The sequence below is a fragment of the Streptomyces mabaensis genome (assembly GCF_053763515.1).
This window is the reverse complement of sequence record NZ_JBSOPZ010000020.1, coordinates 69748-87138: the sequence shown is the minus strand read 5'-3', so window position 1 is coordinate 87138 and position 17391 is coordinate 69748. Positions and strand designations below refer to the sequence as shown.

Here is a 17391-nt window from a genome sequence, read left to right as displayed (position 1 = left end):
TTTCCCGACGCTTGCCAACATATCTACCCGCGTAGAATTTCGGGCCGGGTACTCTGAAGGAACCGCCTTCGCACCAAACCACCACGGGAGTGCCAGTGGCACGCGTCGTAGTCGACGTCATGCTCAAGCCGGAGATCCTCGACCCCCAGGGCCAGGCGGTGCAGCGTGCACTGCCGCGTCTGGGCTTCGAGGGGATCGCCGACGTCCGTCAGGGGAAGCGTTTCGAGCTCGAGGTCGAGGGGCCGGTCGACGAGACCGCTCTCGCCCGCATCCACGAGATGGCCGAAACGTTCCTCGCCAACACCGTCATCGAGGACTTCGTCGTCAAGGTGGAGTCGTGACAGCGCGCATCGGCGTCGTCACCTTCCCCGGCACGCTCGACGACCGGGACAGCCTGCGGGCCGTCCGCGTCGCCGGCGCCGAGCCCGTCTCGCTGTGGCACCGCGACAAGGACCTCAAGCAGGTCGACGCGGTCGTCCTGGCCGGTGGCTTCAGCTACGGCGACTACCTGCGCGCCGGTGCCATCTCCCGGTTCTCGCCGGTGATGGAGACGATCATCGAGCAGGCGAAGGCCGGCCTGCCGGTCCTCGGTATCTGCAACGGCTTCCAGGTGCTGACCGAGTCGCACCTGCTGCCCGGCGCGATGCTCCGCAACAACCACCTGCACTTCATCTGCCGCGACCAGAAGCTGCGGGTGGAGACGGCCGGAACCGCCTGGACCGCCGACTACACGGCCGGCCAGGAGATCTCCGTACCGCTCAAGAACATCGACGGCCGGTACGTCGCCGACGAGCGCGTCCTCGACGAGCTCGAGGCCGAGGGCCGGGTTGCCTTCCGCTACCTGGACGGCAACCCCAACGGCTCGCTGCGCGACATCGCCGGCATCACCAACGCGGCGGGCAACGTCGTCGGCCTCATGCCGCACCCCGAGCACGCCGTCGACCCGGCGGTCGGTACGGGCCGTACCGACGGGCTCGGATTCTTCACCTCGATCCTGAAGAAGCTGGTCTCCGCATGACTCTGGACACCGTCAAGCACGCGGGCGAGACGCCCGACGTCGAGCAGCCCTGGTCCGAGCTCGGCCTCAAGGAGGACGAGTACACGCGCATCCGGGAGATCCTCGGCCGCCGCCCGACCGGCGCCGAGCTCGCCATGTACTCCGTGATGTGGTCCGAGCACTGCTCGTACAAGAGCAGCAAGGTCCACCTCAAGCAGTTCGGTGACAAGGCCCCCGCCAACGACGCGCTGCTCGTCGGCATCGGCGAGAACGCCGGTGTCGTCGACGTCGGCCAGGGATACGCGGTCACCTTCAAGGTGGAGTCGCACAACCACCCCTCGTACATCGAGCCCTACCAGGGCGCGGCCACCGGCGTCGGCGGCATCGTCCGCGACATCCTCGCCATGGGTGCCCGTCCGGTCGCCGTCGTCGACCCGCTGCGCTTCGGCGCGGCCGACCACCCCGACACCAAGCGTGTCCTGCCGGGCGTCGTCGCGGGCATCGGCGGGTACGGCAACTGCCTGGGCCTGCCGAACATCGGCGGCGAGGTCGTCTTCGACGAGTGCTACCAGGGCAACCCGCTGGTCAACGCCGGCTGCATCGGCGTGATGAAGCACGAGGACATCCACCTGGCCAAGGCCTCGGGTGCCGGGAACAAGGTCATCCTTTACGGCGCCCGTACCGGCGGCGACGGCATCGGCGGTGTCTCGGTGCTGGCCTCGGAGACCTTCGACTCCACCGGTCCTGCCAAGCGCCCGGCGGTCCAGGTCGGCGACCCGTTCCAGGAGAAGCTCCTCATCGAGTGCACCCTGGAGATCTTCAAGGAAGACCTGGTCGACGGCATCCAGGACCTGGGCGGCGCGGGCCTGTCCTGCGCCACTTCCGAGCTGGCTTCCGCCGGTTCGGGCGGTATGCGCGTCGAGCTCGACACCGTTCCGCTGCGCGACGCGACCCTCTCGCCCGAGGAAATCCTCATGAGCGAGTCGCAGGAACGCATGTGCGCGATCGTCGAGCCGGCCAAGGTCGGCCGCTTCCTGGAGATCTGCGAGAAGTGGGACGTCATCGCCACCGTCATCGGTGAGGTGACCGACGGCGAGCGCCTGGAGATCTTCTGGCACGGCGAGCAGATCGTGGACGTACCGCCGCGGACCGTCGCCCACGAGGGCCCGGTGTACCACCGTCCGTACGCCCGTCCCGACTGGCAGGACGCGCTGCAGGCCGACGACGCGGGCAAGCTGCCGCGCCCGGCGACCTCCGCCGAGCTGCGCGAGCAGGTCCTGGCGCTGGTCAGCTCCCCGAACCAGGCCTCCAAGGCGTGGGTGACGGACCAGTACGACCGCTTCGTCCAGGGCAACACGGTGCTCGCCCAGCCCGAGGACGCGGGCATGATCCGGATCGACGAGGAGACCAACCTCGGCGTGGCCATGGCGACCGACGGCAACGGCCGGTACGCCAAGCTCGACCCGTACGCCGGCGCGCAGCTCGCACTCGCCGAGTCGTACCGCAACGTCGCCGCCTCCGGCGCCAAGCCGCTCGCCATCTCCAACTGCCTCAACTTCGGCTCGCCCGAGGACCCGGATGTCATGTGGCAGTTCGCCGAGGCCACCCGCGGTCTCGCGGACGGCTGCCTGGAGCTGGGCACGCCGGTCACCGGCGGCAATGTCTCGCTGTACAACCAGACCGGTGAGACGGCGATCCACCCGACCCCGGTCGTGGCGGTGCTCGGTGTGATCGACGACATCAGCCGGCGTACGCCGATCGCGTTCGCGGAGGAGGGCCAGCTGCTGTACCTCCTCGGTGACACGTACGAGGAGTTCGGCGGCTCGGCCTGGTCCCAGGTCGTGCACAACCACCTCGGCGGGCTGCCGCCGAAGGTGGACCTGGGCCGCGAGAAGCTGCTCGCCGAGATCCTGATCTCGGCCTCCCGCGACGGCATGATCGACGCGGCACACGACCTGTCGGACGGTGGCGTGATCCAGGCGGTGACCGAGTCCTGCCTGCGCGGTGGCAAGGGCGCGCGCCTGCTGACCCCGGACGGCCTGGACCCGTTCGTGTTCCTCTTCTCCGAGTCGGCGGGCCGGGCGGTCGTCGCCGTCCCGCGCAGCGAGGAGCTCCGCTTCACCGACATGTGCGGTGCGCGCGGTCTGCCCGCGACGCGGATCGGTGTCGTGGACGGCGAGGAGATCGACGTCCAGGGCGCGTTCAGCATCCCGCTGGACGAACTCCGCACGGCCCACGAGGGGACGATCCCGGCCCTGCTCGCATAGGGCCTCCGCGTCACAAGCGGTTGTAGCGATTCCGTGCCCCCGCAGTTCCTGGACTGCGGGGGCACGTCCGCATACTGATGCCGTGACCGACATCGTCAAGTACCTTCCCGAAGCCGCGGTACCCGCGGGGGGCGCCCCGGCCTGGTCCGTCGCGGACGCCGAGCGCTGGCGCAAGGCCCGCACCCCCGCGTTCTTGGCGCCGGTCGCCGGCGGCTGGGCTCTCGCGCCCCTGGTCCTCGTCGCGGTCGTCCTGCTGGGCTGGAACGAACCCGAGGTCGTGCCTCGCGGCACCTCATGGGACGGCTATCCCGCCGCGGTCCTCCTGCTCACGCTGCCCCTCTGGTTCCGCTTCCTGCCGGCCGCGGTCCTGTTCTCCGTACCCGTGATCGTGCTGGAAGCGGTCCTCGCGCTGACCGGCCTCGACGCCGCCGACACCGCGGGCCGGGCGGGCAATGGGCTGGTCCTCGCCCTGTCCGCAGGGGCCTTCACCGGCGCGCTGCTGCGCCTGAGGGCCCGCCGCCGTCAGCGCGAACTGGCTCTCGCGGCGGCCGGCAAGACCCGCGGCCCGCTGCCGGAGAAGCTGCCCGAGGCCCACCGCCGCCGTGGCCTCCGGTTGATCCTCGCCGGGGCCGCGCTGTGTCTCGCCGCCGCCGGGCTGCTCGTCTGGGGCCTGGTCCAGGACCTGAGGGCGAATCACGGCCCCACCCCGTACGACGCCATGGGCCAGCAGGTCGTCGCCATGCTGCTGCTCGTCCCCGGTACCACCCTGCTCGGCCGGGGCATCGCCGCACGCCGGGCCGCCCGGCGGCTGCACACCGGGCCGCAGCCGGTGCTGCGCGTCGGCATCCGGGGCCGGGACTCCCTCCACTGGCTGTACGCGGACGCCCGCACCCCCTCCGCGCCGCCCCTGATCGCCTACCGCGACCGGTACGAGGACACCGCGTACCGGGGCAGGACGCTCCTGGGCGGACCGGAGGAGCGGCTGCGCACCGAGCATCACGACATCAACCAGTACAGCGAGCCCTTCGAGGCGATCCTGTACGGCGTGCCCTGCGAAGGCGCCGAGGTCGTCCTGGAGTTCGCCGTCTTCTCCGGCAGCGGCGGCACCCTCGAATCCAACGTCACGGCCGCACCGCTGCTCCCGGCCCGGTGCGGCAGGCTCCGCGCGTGGAGCCCGGCCGGCACGTCCTACCGCGTGCGGTGCCGCGAGGAGGAGGCCCGCCGCTCCGACGGGTCCTCCGGCAGTTCCGGCTGTGGCTCCAGCAGCAGTTGCAGCAGTTGTGGGGGCGGCTGCGGGGGCGGTGATTGATCGGGCAGACTCGCCGCATGGCACCCAAGACCAGGCGGTACGACTCCGCGAAGATCCGCGCCGCCGTGCTCGCCCAGTTCGGCCATGTACGGGACGCGGCAGTCTCGCTCACACCCGGTCAGCTCGCGCTGCCGGCCCACCTGGGGGACTGGACGGTACGGGATCTGGCCGCGCACATCGCCTGGGTGGTCGATTCCCTCGCCGACGCAATCGAGCGGCCCGCGCCCGCCAAGGCCGGGATCACCGCGGTGGAGTGGCCCTTCGAGACGGCCCGGCTGGCGCGGCGGATCTCCGAGGCCGCCAAGGAGCGTGCCCTCGACGAGCCCGTGGCCGCGCAGTACGAACGGGTGGCGGCCCGGCTCGCGCCGGCTCTCGCGCAGACTCCTGCGACGCGTCCGCTGTCGCTGCGCGTGGGAGCGATGACACTGGCCGACTTCATGGTCACCCGTACCGTCGAACTCGTCGTACACACCGACGACTTGAACCGGGCCACCGGGCTGGAGATCCCCTTCGACCGGCAGGCCCTGGCCGCGTGCACCCGGCTCCTCGCGGACGCCCTGGCGCTGAAGGCGCCCGGCGCGTCGGTCGAGGTGCGCGTCCCGCCGTACGCCGTGGTGCAGTGCGTGGAGGGGCCGCGGCACACGCGCGGGACCCCGCCCAATGTCATCGAGACCGACGCGCTCACCTGGGTGCGGCTCGCGACGGGGCGTACGGAGTGGCGGGAGGCGGTGGAGGCCGCCGCCGTCCGCGCGAGCGGCGAACGCGCCGACCTGTCCGGGCTGCTGCCGATCCTGGCCTGACCGGCGGGATGGAACCAGAAACCCCACCCGCACCGTCCCAGGGCCATGCAGAAGCTCCGAATGACCACCACCGTCCTGGCCCTCCTCACGCTCGCCGCCTGTGGCACGGAAACCGGGTCAGGGGCCGGTTCCGGTTCCGGTGCCGGAGGGGGCTCCTCCGTCGACACGGCCCTGCCCGTCACCGGGGTCAGGTGGACCGTCGACACCCTGACCGTGAACGGCAAGCCGGCCGAGGCCCCCGCCGGCGCCCATGTCGAGATCGACGCCAAGGGCCGTGCCTCGGGCAACTTCGGCTGCAACCGGTTCGGCGCCGACGTCACGGTCAAGGGCGACGCGATCACGGTCGGCCCCGCCCAGTCCACGGAGATCGGCTGCGAGAAGGATCTGCAGCAGTTCGAGACGGCGCTGACGCGTGCCTTCTCCGGGGAGCTGAAGGCGAAGCTCGCGGGCGACAGGCTCACGCTGACGACCCAGCGGGGCGACACGATCGCGCTGACCTCGAAGCCCGACAAGTCCGAGAAGCCGGAGAAGCCCGTGCAGCTGATCGGCCCCGAGTGGGCCGTCGATTCCCTCCTCGACGGCGGAACCGTCTCCTCCCTGCCGGCCGACGTCGCGGGCAAGGCGCAGCTCACCTTCGGCAAGGACGGGACCGTCGGCGGCAGCCTCGGCTGCAACCGGGTCTCGGGCAAGGCGACCGTCGACGGTTCGACCCTTACCTTCGGCAGGCTCGCGAGCACCCGGAAGATGTGCCCCGGCCCGGTCATGGAGACCGAGCGGGCCCTTCAGAACGTCCTGAAGGGCAAGGTGACGTACACGATCGACGGCAGCACCCTGACCCTGACCGCCGCCGACGGCACGGGGCTGCGGGCGACCGCGATCGAGGCGGAGCCGAGGCCGCGGAAGTAATCACCCTCCGTAGGAGGAGCGGGGACCGTGCGTACCGACAGGGGCCAAATTCGGACCAGTGGTCGATCTCGCCTACACTCGGTGGCGTGCGTGGCGATGGACGACTCAACCACGACCTGCTCCCCGGCGAGAAAGGCCCCCAGGACGCTTGCGGCGTCTTCGGTGTCTGGGCTCCCGGCGAAGAGGTCGCCAAGCTCACCTATTTCGGACTGTATGCCCTGCAGCACCGTGGACAGGAGTCCGCGGGCATCGCAGTGAGCAACGGGTCCCAGATCCTGGTTTTCAAGGACATGGGCCTGGTCTCACAGGTCTTCGACGAAACTTCCCTCGGCTCCCTCCAGGGCCACATCGCGGTCGGTCATGCCCGCTACTCCACCACCGGTGCCTCGGTGTGGGAGAACGCGCAGCCCACCTTCCGCGCGACCGCCCACGGCTCGATCGCCCTGGGGCACAACGGCAACCTGGTCAACACCGCCGAGCTGGCGGAGATGGTCGCCGACCTGCCCCGCCAGGACGGCCGGGCCACCCAGGTCGCGGCGACCAACGACACCGATCTGGTGACCGCGCTCCTCGCGGGCCAGGTCGACGCCGACGGCAAGCCGCTCACCATCGAGGAAGCGGCCACCAAGGTCCTCCCCGAGGTCAAGGGCGCCTTCTCCCTCGTCTTCATGGACGAGGGCACGCTGTACGCCGCCCGTGACCCGCAGGGCATCCGCCCGCTGGTCCTCGGCCGGCTGGAGCGCGGCTGGGTGGTCGCGAGTGAGTCCGCCGCCCTCGACATCTGCGGTGCCAGCTTTGTCCGCGAGGTCGAACCGGGCGAGCTGATCGCCATCGACGAGAACGGACTTCGCACCTCCCGATTCGCGGAAGCGAAGCCCAAGGGCTGTGTCTTCGAGTACGTCTACCTGGCGCGCCCGGACACCGACATCGCCGGCCGGAACGTGTACCTCTCCCGCGTGGAGATGGGCTGCCGACTGGCCAAGGAAGCCCCGGCCGACGCCGATCTGGTGATAGCCACGCCGGAGTCCGGCACGCCCGCGGCCGTCGGCTACGCGGAGGCCAGCGGCATTCCGTACGGCGTCGGACTGGTCAAGAACGCCTACGTCGGCCGGACCTTCATCCAGCCCTCGCAGACGATCCGCCAGCTCGGCATCCGCCTCAAGCTCAACCCGCTCAAGGAAGTCATCCGCGGCAAGCGCCTGGTGGTCGTCGACGACTCGATCGTCCGCGGCAACACCCAGCGCGCCCTGGTCAAGATGCTCCGCGAGGCGGGCGCGGCCGAGGTCCACATCCGGATCTCGTCCCCGCCGGTGAAGTGGCCCTGCTTCTTCGGTATCGACTTCGCCACCCGCGCCGAGCTGATCGCCAACGGCATGACCGTCGACGAGATCGCCAGGTCGCTGGGCGCCGACTCCCTCTCGTACATCTCCATCGACGGCATGATCGAGGCGACCACCATCGCCAAGCCGAACCTGTGCCGCGCCTGCTTCGACGGCGAGTACCCGATGGAGCTGCCCGACCCCGAGCTGCTGGGCAAGCAGCTTCTGGAGACCGAGCTGCTGGGCGGCACGGACGCCGCCGACGCGCTCCGTCGTCCGTGACCCAAGGCCCCGTCCAACCAATCCGAAAGATCCCGGACAATGTCTGAGACTGGTGCGTCCTACGCGGCCGCGGGCGTCGACATCGAGGCGGGCGACCGCGCCGTCGAGCTCATGAAGGAGTGGGTGAAGAAGACGCAGCGCCCCGAGGTTCTCGGCGGCCTGGGCGGCTTCGCCGGCCTCTTCGACGCCTCCGCCCTCAAGCGCTACGAGCGTCCGCTGCTCGCCTCCGCCACCGACGGCGTCGGCACGAAGGTCGACCTCGCCCGCAAGATGGGCGTGTACGACTCCATCGGCCACGACCTCGTCGGCATGGTCGTCGACGACCTGGTGGTCTGCGGTGCCGAGCCGCTGTTCATGACCGACTACATCTGCGTCGGCAAGGTCCACCCCGAGCGTGTCGCCGCGATCGTGAAGGGCATCGCCGAGGGCTGTGTACTGGCCGGCTGCGCCCTGGTCGGCGGCGAGACCGCCGAGCACCCGGGCCTGCTGGGCCCGGACGACTTCGATGTGGCCGGCGCCGGTACGGGCGTGGTGGAGGCCGACCAGCTGCTCGGCGCGGACCGTATCCGTACGGGTGACGCGGTGATCGCGATGGCGTCCTCCGGTCTTCACTCGAACGGGTACTCGCTGGTCAGGCATGTGGTCTTCGACCGGGCCGGCTGGGCGCTCGACCGCGAGGTCGAGGAGTTCGGCCGCACCCTCGGCGAGGAGCTGCTGGAGCCCACCAAGATCTACTCGCTGGACTGCCTGGCGCTCACCCGTACGACCGAGGTGCACGCCTTCTCGCACGTCACCGGCGGCGGTCTGGCCAACAACCTGGCCCGGGTGATCCCGGACCACCTGCACGCCACTGTGGACCGTTCCACGTGGACTCCGGGCGCGGTCTTCGACCTGGTCGGCAAGGCGGGTCAGGTCGAGCGGCTGGAGCTGGAGAAGACGCTCAACATGGGCGTGGGCATGATCGCCGTCGTCCCCGAGCAGTCGGTGGACGTGGCGCTCGCCACACTGGCCGACCGCGGCGTCGACGCCTGGGTGGCCGGTGAGATCACCGAGCGCGGCGAGCACGCCTCGGGCGCGGCTCTCACCGGCACGTACTCAAATTAAAGGCGCCGCGAAGTAGGCCCCCGAGGCAGCACAGAACCCGGTCCGGGGCGAGCCCCCGGACCGGGTCAGGTGATGAAGATATGCAGAGTCAAGCGCCGCGACGCTGCGATGACGGACCGGACTCTTCGTCCTCGTCGTCGTCATCGTTGTACAGATCCGCGTACTGGGCGTACGGGTCGTCTTCCTCGTCGTCGTCCTCGAACGGCTCGCCGTTAGGCGGCTGGTTCGAAGTCGAAGCGCCCAGCTCGTTGGCCAGACGCGAGAGGTCAGTCCCGCCGCTGTTGTACTTCAGCTGGCGGGCGACCTTTGTCTGCTTGGCCTTGGCCCGGCCGCGCCCCATGGCTCGACCCCCTCGGTGACGGGGCTCGACGGCCCCAGAGTCTTGACACGCGTTCATGAGTCGGAACGGACTCTCGGGGAGAGACCGGTCCGTAGGGCTTCAACGGTACCTGCTTCCGCGGCCATACGGTACGCCGCCCGCATGACGTGCCTCGGTGCAGGACCAGCGAGACGCCCCGTACTCGCTGGTCAGCTGCGATTTTAACCTCTTCTCGGGGGTCGACCCGCCGAAGGGCAGTGAGCCATCTCTCGCCGCCCTCCGCCGGGTCCTCCCACCAGGCCCTGATCAGGTGGTGCGTCAGCGCGTGGCGCGGGCCTCGGCCATGCGCTGTTCGGCGATCCGGTCGGCCGCCGCGGCCGGCGGAATGCCGTCCGTCTTCGCACGAGCGAATATGGCCAGGGTGGTGTCGAAGATCTTCGAGGCCTTCGCCTTGCACCGGTCGAAGTCGAAGCCGTGCAGCTCGTCCGCGACCTGGATCACACCGCCGGCGTTCACCACGTAGTCCGGCGCGTAGAGGATCCCGCGGTCCGCGAGGTCCTTCTCCACGCCCGGGTGGGCGAGCTGGTTGTTGGCCGCGCCGCAGACCACCGTGGCGGTGAGCGCCGGGACGCTGGCGTCGTTCAGGGCGCCGCCGAGCGCGCACGGGGCGTAGATGTCGAGCCCCTCGGTCCGGATCAGCGCGTCGGTGTCCGCGACCGCCATGACGGCCGGGTTGCCCGGGTGCCTGTCGAGGATCCGCTGTACCGACTCGGCCCGTACGTCCGTGATCACGACCTCGGCGCCGTCCGCCAGCAGGTGCTCCACGAGGTGGTGACCGACCTTGCCGACGCCCGCGACGCCGACCTTGCGGCCGCGCAGCGTCGGGTCCCCCCACAGGTGCTGGGCGCTCGCGCGCATGCCCTGGAAGACACCGAAGGCGGTCAGGACGGAGGAGTCGCCGGCGCCGCCGTTCTCGGGGGAGCGGCCGGTCGCCCAGCGGGTCTCGCGGGCGACGACGTCCATGTCCGCGACGTACGTGCCGACGTCGCACGCGGTGACGTAGCGGCCACCCAGGGAGTCCACGAACCGGCCGTAGGCGAGCAGCAGCGCCTCACTCTTGAGGGTGTCCGGGTCGCCGATGATCACGGCCTTGCCACCACCGTGGTCGAGCCCGGCCATGGCGTTCTTGTACGACATGCCGCGGGCGAGGTTGAGCGCGTCCAGGACGGCCTCCTCGTCGGAGGCGTACGCGTGGAAGCGCGTGCCGCCGAGGGCGGGGCCCAGGGCGGTCGAGTGGATGGCGATGACGGCCTTCAGGCCACTGGCACGGTCCTGGCAGAGCACGACTTGCTCGTGGCCCCCCTGCTCCGATCGGAACAGGGTGTGCAGGACGCCGTCGGTTACGTCGGTCACGGTGGTGACTCCCATGTAAGAGAAGCGGCGGGGACGCCCTCCCTGTGGGTGGGGGAGAGCCGGTGGGCAAGAGAGTAAGTCCTGCGGAGCCGGACCAGGGAGGCGGTGTCGCGGATCACCCCCTCCCGGAGTACGGGCATGGGACGATTTACAGCATTCCGCATGGGCAGGGCATCGGGGCGGCCCGGCGGCACCGGCGAGGGAGTGAGCGTGACCAAGGCGTCGGCATTGATCGTCCCGTACGCGTCCTATCTGCGCGTGTACGAGCCGCTGGCCGCCTTTCCCGAGCCCGAGCGGACCCACTGGACGCGTTACGCCGCCCGTGCGGCCACGCCCACGTACCAGGACGAACTCCGGCGCTCCCTGGCCGACTTGCTGCCCACTCCGCCGGTTCCGGTACCGGTGCACGAGAGCGCCGACGCGTTCACCGCGACGGTGGACGGGGTGCTGGTCGTCTGTCCCTGGCGGACCAGGCTGCGGGGCTGGCAGGCGCTGGAGGAGCTGGTGGAGGACTTTCCCGCCCCGGTGCTGGACGCGGCGCTGCCGCCGGTCGTGCGCCGGCAGGCGGCCGCGGACTACGAGCGGTGGCGGGAGCGGAACCCCGACGCGCGCCCGTGGATCCGCGGCGCGGTGTGGCAGGTGCCGGTGCGCTGGTTCGCGCTCTTCTCGGACGAGGAGCGCGAGTACGAGCAGGGCGAGCGGCTGCGCTACCGGACCCCGATGGTGCAGGCCAGGCGGCGGGTGGCGCGCGCCCTGAAGACGCTGCGGGACGTCTCCGAGGCGGGTCCGCTGATCGACGGCCTGGTAGATGTGGGGGCCTGGCTGGAGGAATTCCACCCCCGCTCACTGGTCGAGCTCGACTACGGGGGTCTGGTGCACACCCTCCCGGAGGCCCAGCTCACGGCGGACCGGTCGGCCGCGGATCTGGCCGAGGGGATCGCCGCCCTGCGGGACGGGGACGAGGCCGGCGCGGACGAGGCGTACGGGCGGCTCTCGGAACGCTGGCGGGCCGTACGGGAACGTCTCTTCGCGAACTGAGACCCACGACACCTGACGGACCGGGAACTCCGCACGGATCAGGGCCTTTGTGTCAAGCGTGACGGACGGCACTTACTGGTCTCTTGCGCCGTTCCCCCACCCTCGTGCCAAAATAGGACAAGGAGTCCGGGGGAGGACTCCTTCCACCCAACTTTGGGGGGATTGCTCGGCATTGCACTCTATGGGGGGTCTTGTGACCCCTGGTCTCCCTGTGACTGATCGTCACGGGGGTGTGACTGTCCGCTATGGCATGGTCCATCGGCTTCCGCCGCTGATGAACACCTGAGAGGGCAATTCCATCGGTTTGGCCGACGTGGCTGGACGGATGGTGTAGTTGTAGTGCCGAGGACAAGCCGTTCGTCCTATAACCGACTCGGCCCGCGTCTGCCATTTCGGGCAACGTGGGTCAAGGTGCAGAATTTAGAGGAAAGAACCGTGATGGTTCGGTTCTCCCGAGGAGGCCGCTCATGACCGCTCGCACCCCTGATGCCGAGCCGCTGCTGACCCCGGCTGAGGTTGCCACGATGTTCCGCGTGGACCCGAAGACGGTGACCCGTTGGGCCAAGGCAGGCAAGCTCACGTCCATCCGCACGCTGGGTGGACACCGGCGTTACCGCGAGGCTGAGGTCCGCGCACTGCTTGCGGGAATTCCGCAGCAGCGCAGCGAGGCCTGAACAACAGCAACACCTTGAAACACCCCGTTACACCCCCGCTTTACCGGGCATTCTCCGGGTCCCCCAATCCGGTGCCGCCCACCTAGCTCCATACGACCGGCCCCTGCCCCAACAGGTGCCTCACCCTCGCTGTACGGGTGCGTTGTCGTCGATCGCGCTGGACTCCGCCGGGTCCAGCGCGATCTTTTTTGTGCCCGCGGGTGGCGCTCCCTCAAGGTGCAATTGCACATATTAAATTGACGAGGTGTAAGGGGAGGGTAAGTTGACCACTTCTGAAAACTCGTGAGGTGACACCCGTCACATGGCCTGTTGCTTGCCAGGAGCTCAGGCCGGCGGGGGAGTTTCGTCCTCACAGGCCTCGGCGGAGGCGTCGACGGCGGCCTCGGCCGCCCTTCGGGGGCGGCGGGGTGCGGTGGGCTCCATCGCGAGCCGCAGCAGCTGATGGCAGATCGGGCAGTGGCGGGTGAAGTGCCGGTAGCCCGAGGCGGCCGCCAGATGGGCCCGGAGCAGTGCGCGTGTCTCGTGCCTCGCTGCCGACGCCGCCATACGCGCCACCTCCCGGCTTCCCCGTTCTCTTCTGGGTACCGGGGGCGGGTGACTCCGTCAAGACGACGGGACACGCCCGGACACGACGAAGGCCCGGATCCAGGGGATCCGGGCCTTCGTCTACTGCGGTACTTCTCTGCGGTCCTGACGGGATTTGCTGTATCCGATGGCGGCTTCGCCGCGTGGCGTGGCCTCCGGGGCGCGGTCCGGGGCGAACAGCGCCAGAGCCCGCATCCGGCGGGGATGCGGGCTCTGGCATTCATGCGGTCCTGACGGGATTTGAACCCGCGGCCTCCACCTTGACAGGGTGGCGAGCACTCCAAACTGCTCCACAGGACCAGGTTTCACAGCCTCAGATGTGCGTTGGCTGCGAGAGAGACTGTACAGCAGCTCAGGGGCTGCGGTCGAACTCCGGGGCACGTACCGCGCCGTGTCATGGCGCGGCGGCGTCGATCGCCTTCACGATGCGCTTGTCGGAGACCGGGAAGGCCGTGCCCAGCGCGTGCGCGAAGTAGCTGACGCGCAGTTCCTCGATCATCCAGCGGATGTCCAGTACCTCCTGCGGGACCGGCCTGCCCTGCGGCATCTGCTCCAGCAGCCAGGCGTACTCGTCCTGCATCTCGTGGACCTTCTCCATGCGCGTGGTGTCGCGCTGGACGCCGGTCGGCATCTGCTGGAGCCGGCGGTCCACCGCGACGAGGTAGCGCATCAGGTCGGGCAGCCGGCGCAGGCCGGTCCCCGTCACGAATCCCGGCGGTACGAGCCGCGCCAGGTGGTCCCGTACGTCGGTGAGGTTCGCCAGCAGGGCCGGGCTCGACGCGGCCTTCAGCCGGCGCTCACAGGACTGCCAGGCGGCCAGGATCTGCTGGACCTGGCCCACCGTCCGTACGGTCGTGTCGACGAGGTCGGCGCGCACCTTGTCGTACAGCTTGCGGAACGATTCCTCGTCCCACGCCGGGCCCCCGTGCTCGGCGATCAGCCGGTCCGCCGCGGCCGTCGCGCAGTCGTCGAAGAGCGCCTGGATCGAGCCGTGCGGATTGCGGGACAGGGCCAGCTTCTGCTGGTTCGTCAGCTTGTCCGAGGCGAACTTGGCCGGGTTGACCGGGATGTTCAGCAGGATCAGCTTCCGGGTGCCCCGCCACATCGCCTGCTGCTGCTCGGCCTCGGTGTCGAAGAGCCGTACGGAGACGGTGTCGCCGGCGTCGACCAGTGCCGGGTAGGCCTTGACCGGCTGGCCCGCCCGGCGGGTCTCGAAGGTGCGTGACAGCGTGCCGATCGTCCAGTCCGTCAGGCCCGTGCGCTCGACGGACTCGCCCGAGGGGCCGGCGGAGGCCGCGGCGGCCTTGGAGAGGGCCTGGCGGGCCTTGGGCTTGAGAGCCAGTCGGAGCGCTTCGAGGTCCTTGTCCTCGGCCAGCTTGCGACGGCGCTCGTCGATGATCCGGAAGGTGATCTTCAGGTGGTCCGGTACCCGGGAGAGGTCGAAGTCCTCCGCCGTCACCGGGACGCCGACCATCCGCTTCAGCTCGCGCGCCAGAGTCAGCGGGAGGGGCTCCTGCAGGGGGACCGCCCGGTCCAGGAACGCCTTGGCGTAGTTCGGGGCCGGGACGTAGTGCCGGCGGACCGGCTTGGGCAGCGAGCGGATCAGCTCGGTGACGACCTCCTCGCGCAGGCCCGGGATCTGCCAGTCGAAGCCTTCAGAGGTGACCTGGTTCAGCACCTGGAGCGGGATGTGGACGGTCACACCGTCGGCGTCCGCGCCCGGCTCGAACTGGTACGTCACCCGGAACTTGAGCGTGCCCTGCCGCCAGGAGTCGGGGTAGTCGTCCTTCGTGACGGCCTCGGCCGACTCGTTGATGAGCATGGAGCGCTCGAAGTCGAGCAACTCCGGCTCGTCGCGCTTCTTCTGCTTCCACCACGAGTCGAAGTGCGCGCCGGACACGACGTGTTCGGGAATGCGCTGGTCGTAGAAGTCGAAGAGTGTCTCGTCGTCCACCAGGATGTCGCGGCGCCGGGCCCGGTGCTCCAACTCCTCGACCTCGGTCAGGAGTTTGCGGTTGTCGGCGAAGAACTTGTGGTGGGTACGCCAGTCGCCCTCGACCAGCGCGTTGCGGATGAAAAGGTCACGGCTCGTCTCGGCGTCGATCCGGCCGTAGTTGATCTTGCGCTGCGCGACGATCGGTACGCCGTACAGCGTGACCTTCTCGTACGCCATCACGGCCGCCTGGTCCTTCTCCCAGTGCGGTTCGCTGTACGTGCGCTTGATCAGATGCTGCGCGACCGGCTCGACCCACTCCGGCTCGATCTTCGCGTTGACCCGGGCCCACAGGCGGGACGTCTCGACGAGCTCCGCCGACATGAGGAAGCGCGGCTGCTTCTTGAAGAGCGCGGACCCCGGGAAGACGGCGAACTTCGCGCTGCGCGCGCCCAGGTACTCGTTCTTGTCGGTGTCCTTCAGGCCGATGTGCGACAACAGCCCGGCGAGGAGCGAGGTGTGGACGGCCTGTTCGGACGCGTCCTGCTCGGAGAGGTGGATGCCCATCGTCTTGGCGACCGAGCGCAGCTGCGCGTAGATGTCCTGCCATTCGCGGATGCGCAGGAAGTTGAGGTACTCCTGCTTGCACATCCGGCGGAACGACGACGAGCCCCGCTCCTTCTGCTGCTCGCGGATGTACCGCCACAGATTGAGGAAGGCCAGGAAGTCGCTGGTCTCGTCCTTGAAGCGGGCGTGCTGCTGGTCCGCCTGCTGCTGCTTGTCGGACGGGCGCTCGCGCGGGTCCTGGATCGAGAGCGCGGCCGCGATGACCATGACCTCGCGCACGCAGTTGTTCCGGTCCGCCTCGACGACCATACGGGCCAGCCGCGGGTCGACGGGGAGCTGGGAGAGCTTGCGGCCCATCGGCGTCAGACGCTTCTTCGGATCCTTCTCCGTCGGGTCGAGCGCCCCCAGCTCCTGGAGCAGCTGCACGCCGTCGCGGATGTTGCGGTGGTCCGGCGGGTCGATGAAGGGGAACTTCTCGATCTCGCCGAGGCCGGCCGCGGTCATCTGGAGGATGACGGACGCCAGGTTCGTCCGGAGGATCTCCGCGTCCGTGAACTCCGGGCGGGTCAGGAAGTCGTCCTCGGAGTACAGCCGGATGCAGATGCCGTCGGACGTACGGCCGCAGCGGCCCTTGCGCTGGTTGGCGCTGGCCTGCGAGATCCGCTCGATGGGCAGCCGCTGGACCTTGGTGCGGTGGCTGTAGCGGGAGATCCGCGCGGTGCCCGGGTCGATCACGTACTTGATGCCCGGGACGGTGAGGGAGGTCTCGGCGACGTTCGTCGCGAGGACGATCCGGCGGCCGGTGTGTTGCTGGAACACCCGGTGCTGCTCGGCGTGCGAAAGCCGCGCATACAGCGGGAGGACTTCCGTGAACCGGAGGTTCTTCTTGTTCAGCGCGTCCGCCGTGTCGCGGATCTCCCGCTCGCCGGACAGGAAGACCAGGACGTCGCCCGGGCCGGCGGACTGGAGCTCGTCGACGGCGTCGCAGATCGCGGTGATCTGGTCGCGGTCGGACTCCTCGCTGTCGTCCTCCAGGAGCGGGCGGTAGCGGACCTCCACCGGATACGTACGGCCGCTGACCTCGACGATGGGTGCGTCGCCGAAGTGGCGGGAGAAGCGCTCCGGGTCGATCGTCGCGGAGGTGATCACGACCTTGAGGTCGGGGCGCCTGGGCAGCAGCTGCGCCAGATAGCCCAGCAGGAAGTCGATGTTGAGGGACCGCTCGTGGGCCTCGTCGATGATGATCGTGTCGTACGCGCGCAGCTCGCGGTCGGTCTGGATCTCCGCGAGGAGGATGCCGTCCGTCATCAGCTTGACGAAGGTGGAGTCCTGGTCGACCTGGTCGGTGAACCGGACCTTCCAGCCGACCGCCTCGCCCAGCGGGGTCCGCAGCTCGTCCGCGATCCGCTCGGCGACCGTGCGCGCGGCGATCCGGCGGGGCTGGGTGTGCCCGATCATGCCCTTCACACCGCGGCCCAGCTCCATACAGATCTTGGGGATCTGGGTCGTCTTGCCCGAGCCGGTCTCGCCCGCGACGATCACGACCTGGTGGTCCCGTATCGCGTCGGCGATGTCGTCCTTCCGCTGGCTGACCGGCAGCGACTCGGGGTACGTGACCGCCGGCCTACGGGCAGCCCGCAGGGCGACCCGCTGCGCGGACTTGTCCGCCTCGGCGGCGATCTCGTCGAGCACCGCCTGGCGGGCCTCGGGCTTGCGGATGCGGCGGGCGCCCTCGAGGCGGCGGCCGAGCCGGTGGGCGTCGCGGAGCGACAGCTCTTCGAGGACGGTCTGCAGGGCTGCGAAGGAAGTAGACATACCTGATTCAGGATCTCACCCGCCGGAACCGGGTGGCGAACCCATTTACGGGGCGTGGCCCGG

The 17391-nt window shown here is 69.7% G+C and carries 14 protein-coding genes and 1 tRNA gene; 10 read left to right on the top strand and 5 right to left on the bottom strand.

What is annotated here, in order from left to right; translation table 11 throughout:
* Positions 1–95 precede the first annotated feature (95 nt).
* From purS to purM, 8 genes are all read left to right on the top strand, one after another.
* A complete protein-coding gene (purS, locus tag ACWV17_RS19590; protein ID WP_254370817.1) occupies positions 96–341 on the top strand; it encodes a phosphoribosylformylglycinamidine synthase subunit PurS in 246 nt (81 codons plus the stop codon).
* Positions 338–1018, top strand: coding sequence for a phosphoribosylformylglycinamidine synthase subunit PurQ (purQ, locus tag ACWV17_RS19585; protein ID WP_455353118.1), 681 nt, complete (start codon positions 338–340; stop codon positions 1016–1018). The genes purS and purQ overlap by 4 nt, the downstream gene beginning before the upstream one ends.
* The gene (gene purL, locus ACWV17_RS19580; protein ID WP_455360752.1) at positions 1015–3264 is read left to right on the top strand and encodes a phosphoribosylformylglycinamidine synthase subunit PurL; all 2250 of its coding nucleotides are present in this window, start codon (positions 1015–1017) and stop codon (positions 3262–3264) included. The genes purQ and purL overlap by 4 nt, the downstream gene beginning before the upstream one ends.
* A gap of 82 nt (positions 3265–3346) precedes the next feature.
* A complete protein-coding gene (locus ACWV17_RS19575) occupies positions 3347–4573 on the top strand; it encodes a hypothetical protein (RefSeq protein WP_455360751.1) in 1227 nt (408 codons plus the stop codon).
* A 17-nt stretch (positions 4574–4590) separates the two neighbouring features.
* Positions 4591–5373 (top strand): sterol carrier family protein, encoded by a 783-nt coding sequence (locus tag ACWV17_RS19570; protein ID WP_455360750.1) that lies wholly within the window; start codon positions 4591–4593, stop codon positions 5371–5373.
* A gap of 60 nt (positions 5374–5433) precedes the next feature.
* On the top strand, positions 5434–6279 hold the full coding sequence (locus ACWV17_RS19565; protein WP_455360749.1) for an META domain-containing protein: 846 nt from the start codon (positions 5434–5436) through the stop codon (positions 6277–6279).
* Between the two features lie 86 nt (positions 6280–6365).
* Positions 6366–7880: an amidophosphoribosyltransferase gene (purF, locus tag ACWV17_RS19560; protein ID WP_455360748.1), complete on the top strand. Its 1515-nt coding sequence runs from the start codon at positions 6366–6368 to the stop codon at positions 7878–7880.
* 39 nt (positions 7881–7919) lie between these two features.
* Positions 7920–8984, top strand: coding sequence for a phosphoribosylformylglycinamidine cyclo-ligase (gene purM / locus ACWV17_RS19555; protein WP_455353124.1), 1065 nt, complete (start codon positions 7920–7922; stop codon positions 8982–8984).
* Between the two features lie 88 nt (positions 8985–9072).
* On the opposite strand, the gene ACWV17_RS19550 is transcribed toward purM, so the two are convergent.
* Both ACWV17_RS19550 and ACWV17_RS19545 read right to left on the bottom strand, forming a co-directional pair.
* Positions 9073–9324, bottom strand: coding sequence for a DUF3073 domain-containing protein (locus ACWV17_RS19550; RefSeq protein WP_455353125.1), 252 nt, complete (start codon positions 9322–9324; stop codon positions 9073–9075).
* 297 nt (positions 9325–9621) lie between these two features.
* Positions 9622–10716, bottom strand: coding sequence for a Leu/Phe/Val dehydrogenase (locus tag ACWV17_RS19545; protein ID WP_455353126.1), 1095 nt, complete (start codon positions 10714–10716; stop codon positions 9622–9624).
* Positions 10717–10878: 162 nt separating this feature from the next.
* On the opposite strand from ACWV17_RS19545, the gene ACWV17_RS19540 reads away from it, so the two are divergent.
* Together ACWV17_RS19540 and bldC are read left to right on the top strand one after the other, a co-directional pair.
* Entirely contained in the window at positions 10879–11754 is an 876-nt protein-coding gene (locus ACWV17_RS19540) for a hypothetical protein (RefSeq protein WP_455360747.1), read from the top strand.
* Between the two features lie 467 nt (positions 11755–12221).
* Positions 12222–12428 carry a developmental transcriptional regulator BldC gene (gene bldC, locus ACWV17_RS19535; protein ID WP_003949541.1) on the top strand — a complete coding sequence of 69 codons (207 nt, stop codon included), beginning with the start codon at positions 12222–12224 and terminating at the stop codon, positions 12426–12428.
* A 324-nt stretch (positions 12429–12752) separates the two neighbouring features.
* On the opposite strand, the gene ACWV17_RS19530 is transcribed toward bldC, so the two are convergent.
* The 3 genes from ACWV17_RS19530 to hrpA all read right to left on the bottom strand — a co-directional run bounded on the left by ACWV17_RS19530 (position 12753) and on the right by hrpA (position 17328).
* The gene (locus ACWV17_RS19530) at positions 12753–12974 is read right to left on the bottom strand and encodes a DUF6274 family protein (RefSeq protein WP_455353128.1); all 222 of its coding nucleotides are present in this window, start codon (positions 12972–12974) and stop codon (positions 12753–12755) included.
* A gap of 264 nt (positions 12975–13238) precedes the next feature.
* A tRNA-Asp gene (locus ACWV17_RS19525) sits at positions 13239–13313 on the bottom strand.
* Positions 13314–13407: 94 nt separating this feature from the next.
* Positions 13408–17328 carry an ATP-dependent RNA helicase HrpA gene (hrpA, locus tag ACWV17_RS19520; RefSeq protein ID WP_455360746.1) on the bottom strand — a complete coding sequence of 1307 codons (3921 nt, stop codon included), beginning with the start codon at positions 17326–17328 and terminating at the stop codon, positions 13408–13410.
* Between the last annotated feature and the right edge of the window lie 63 nt (positions 17329–17391).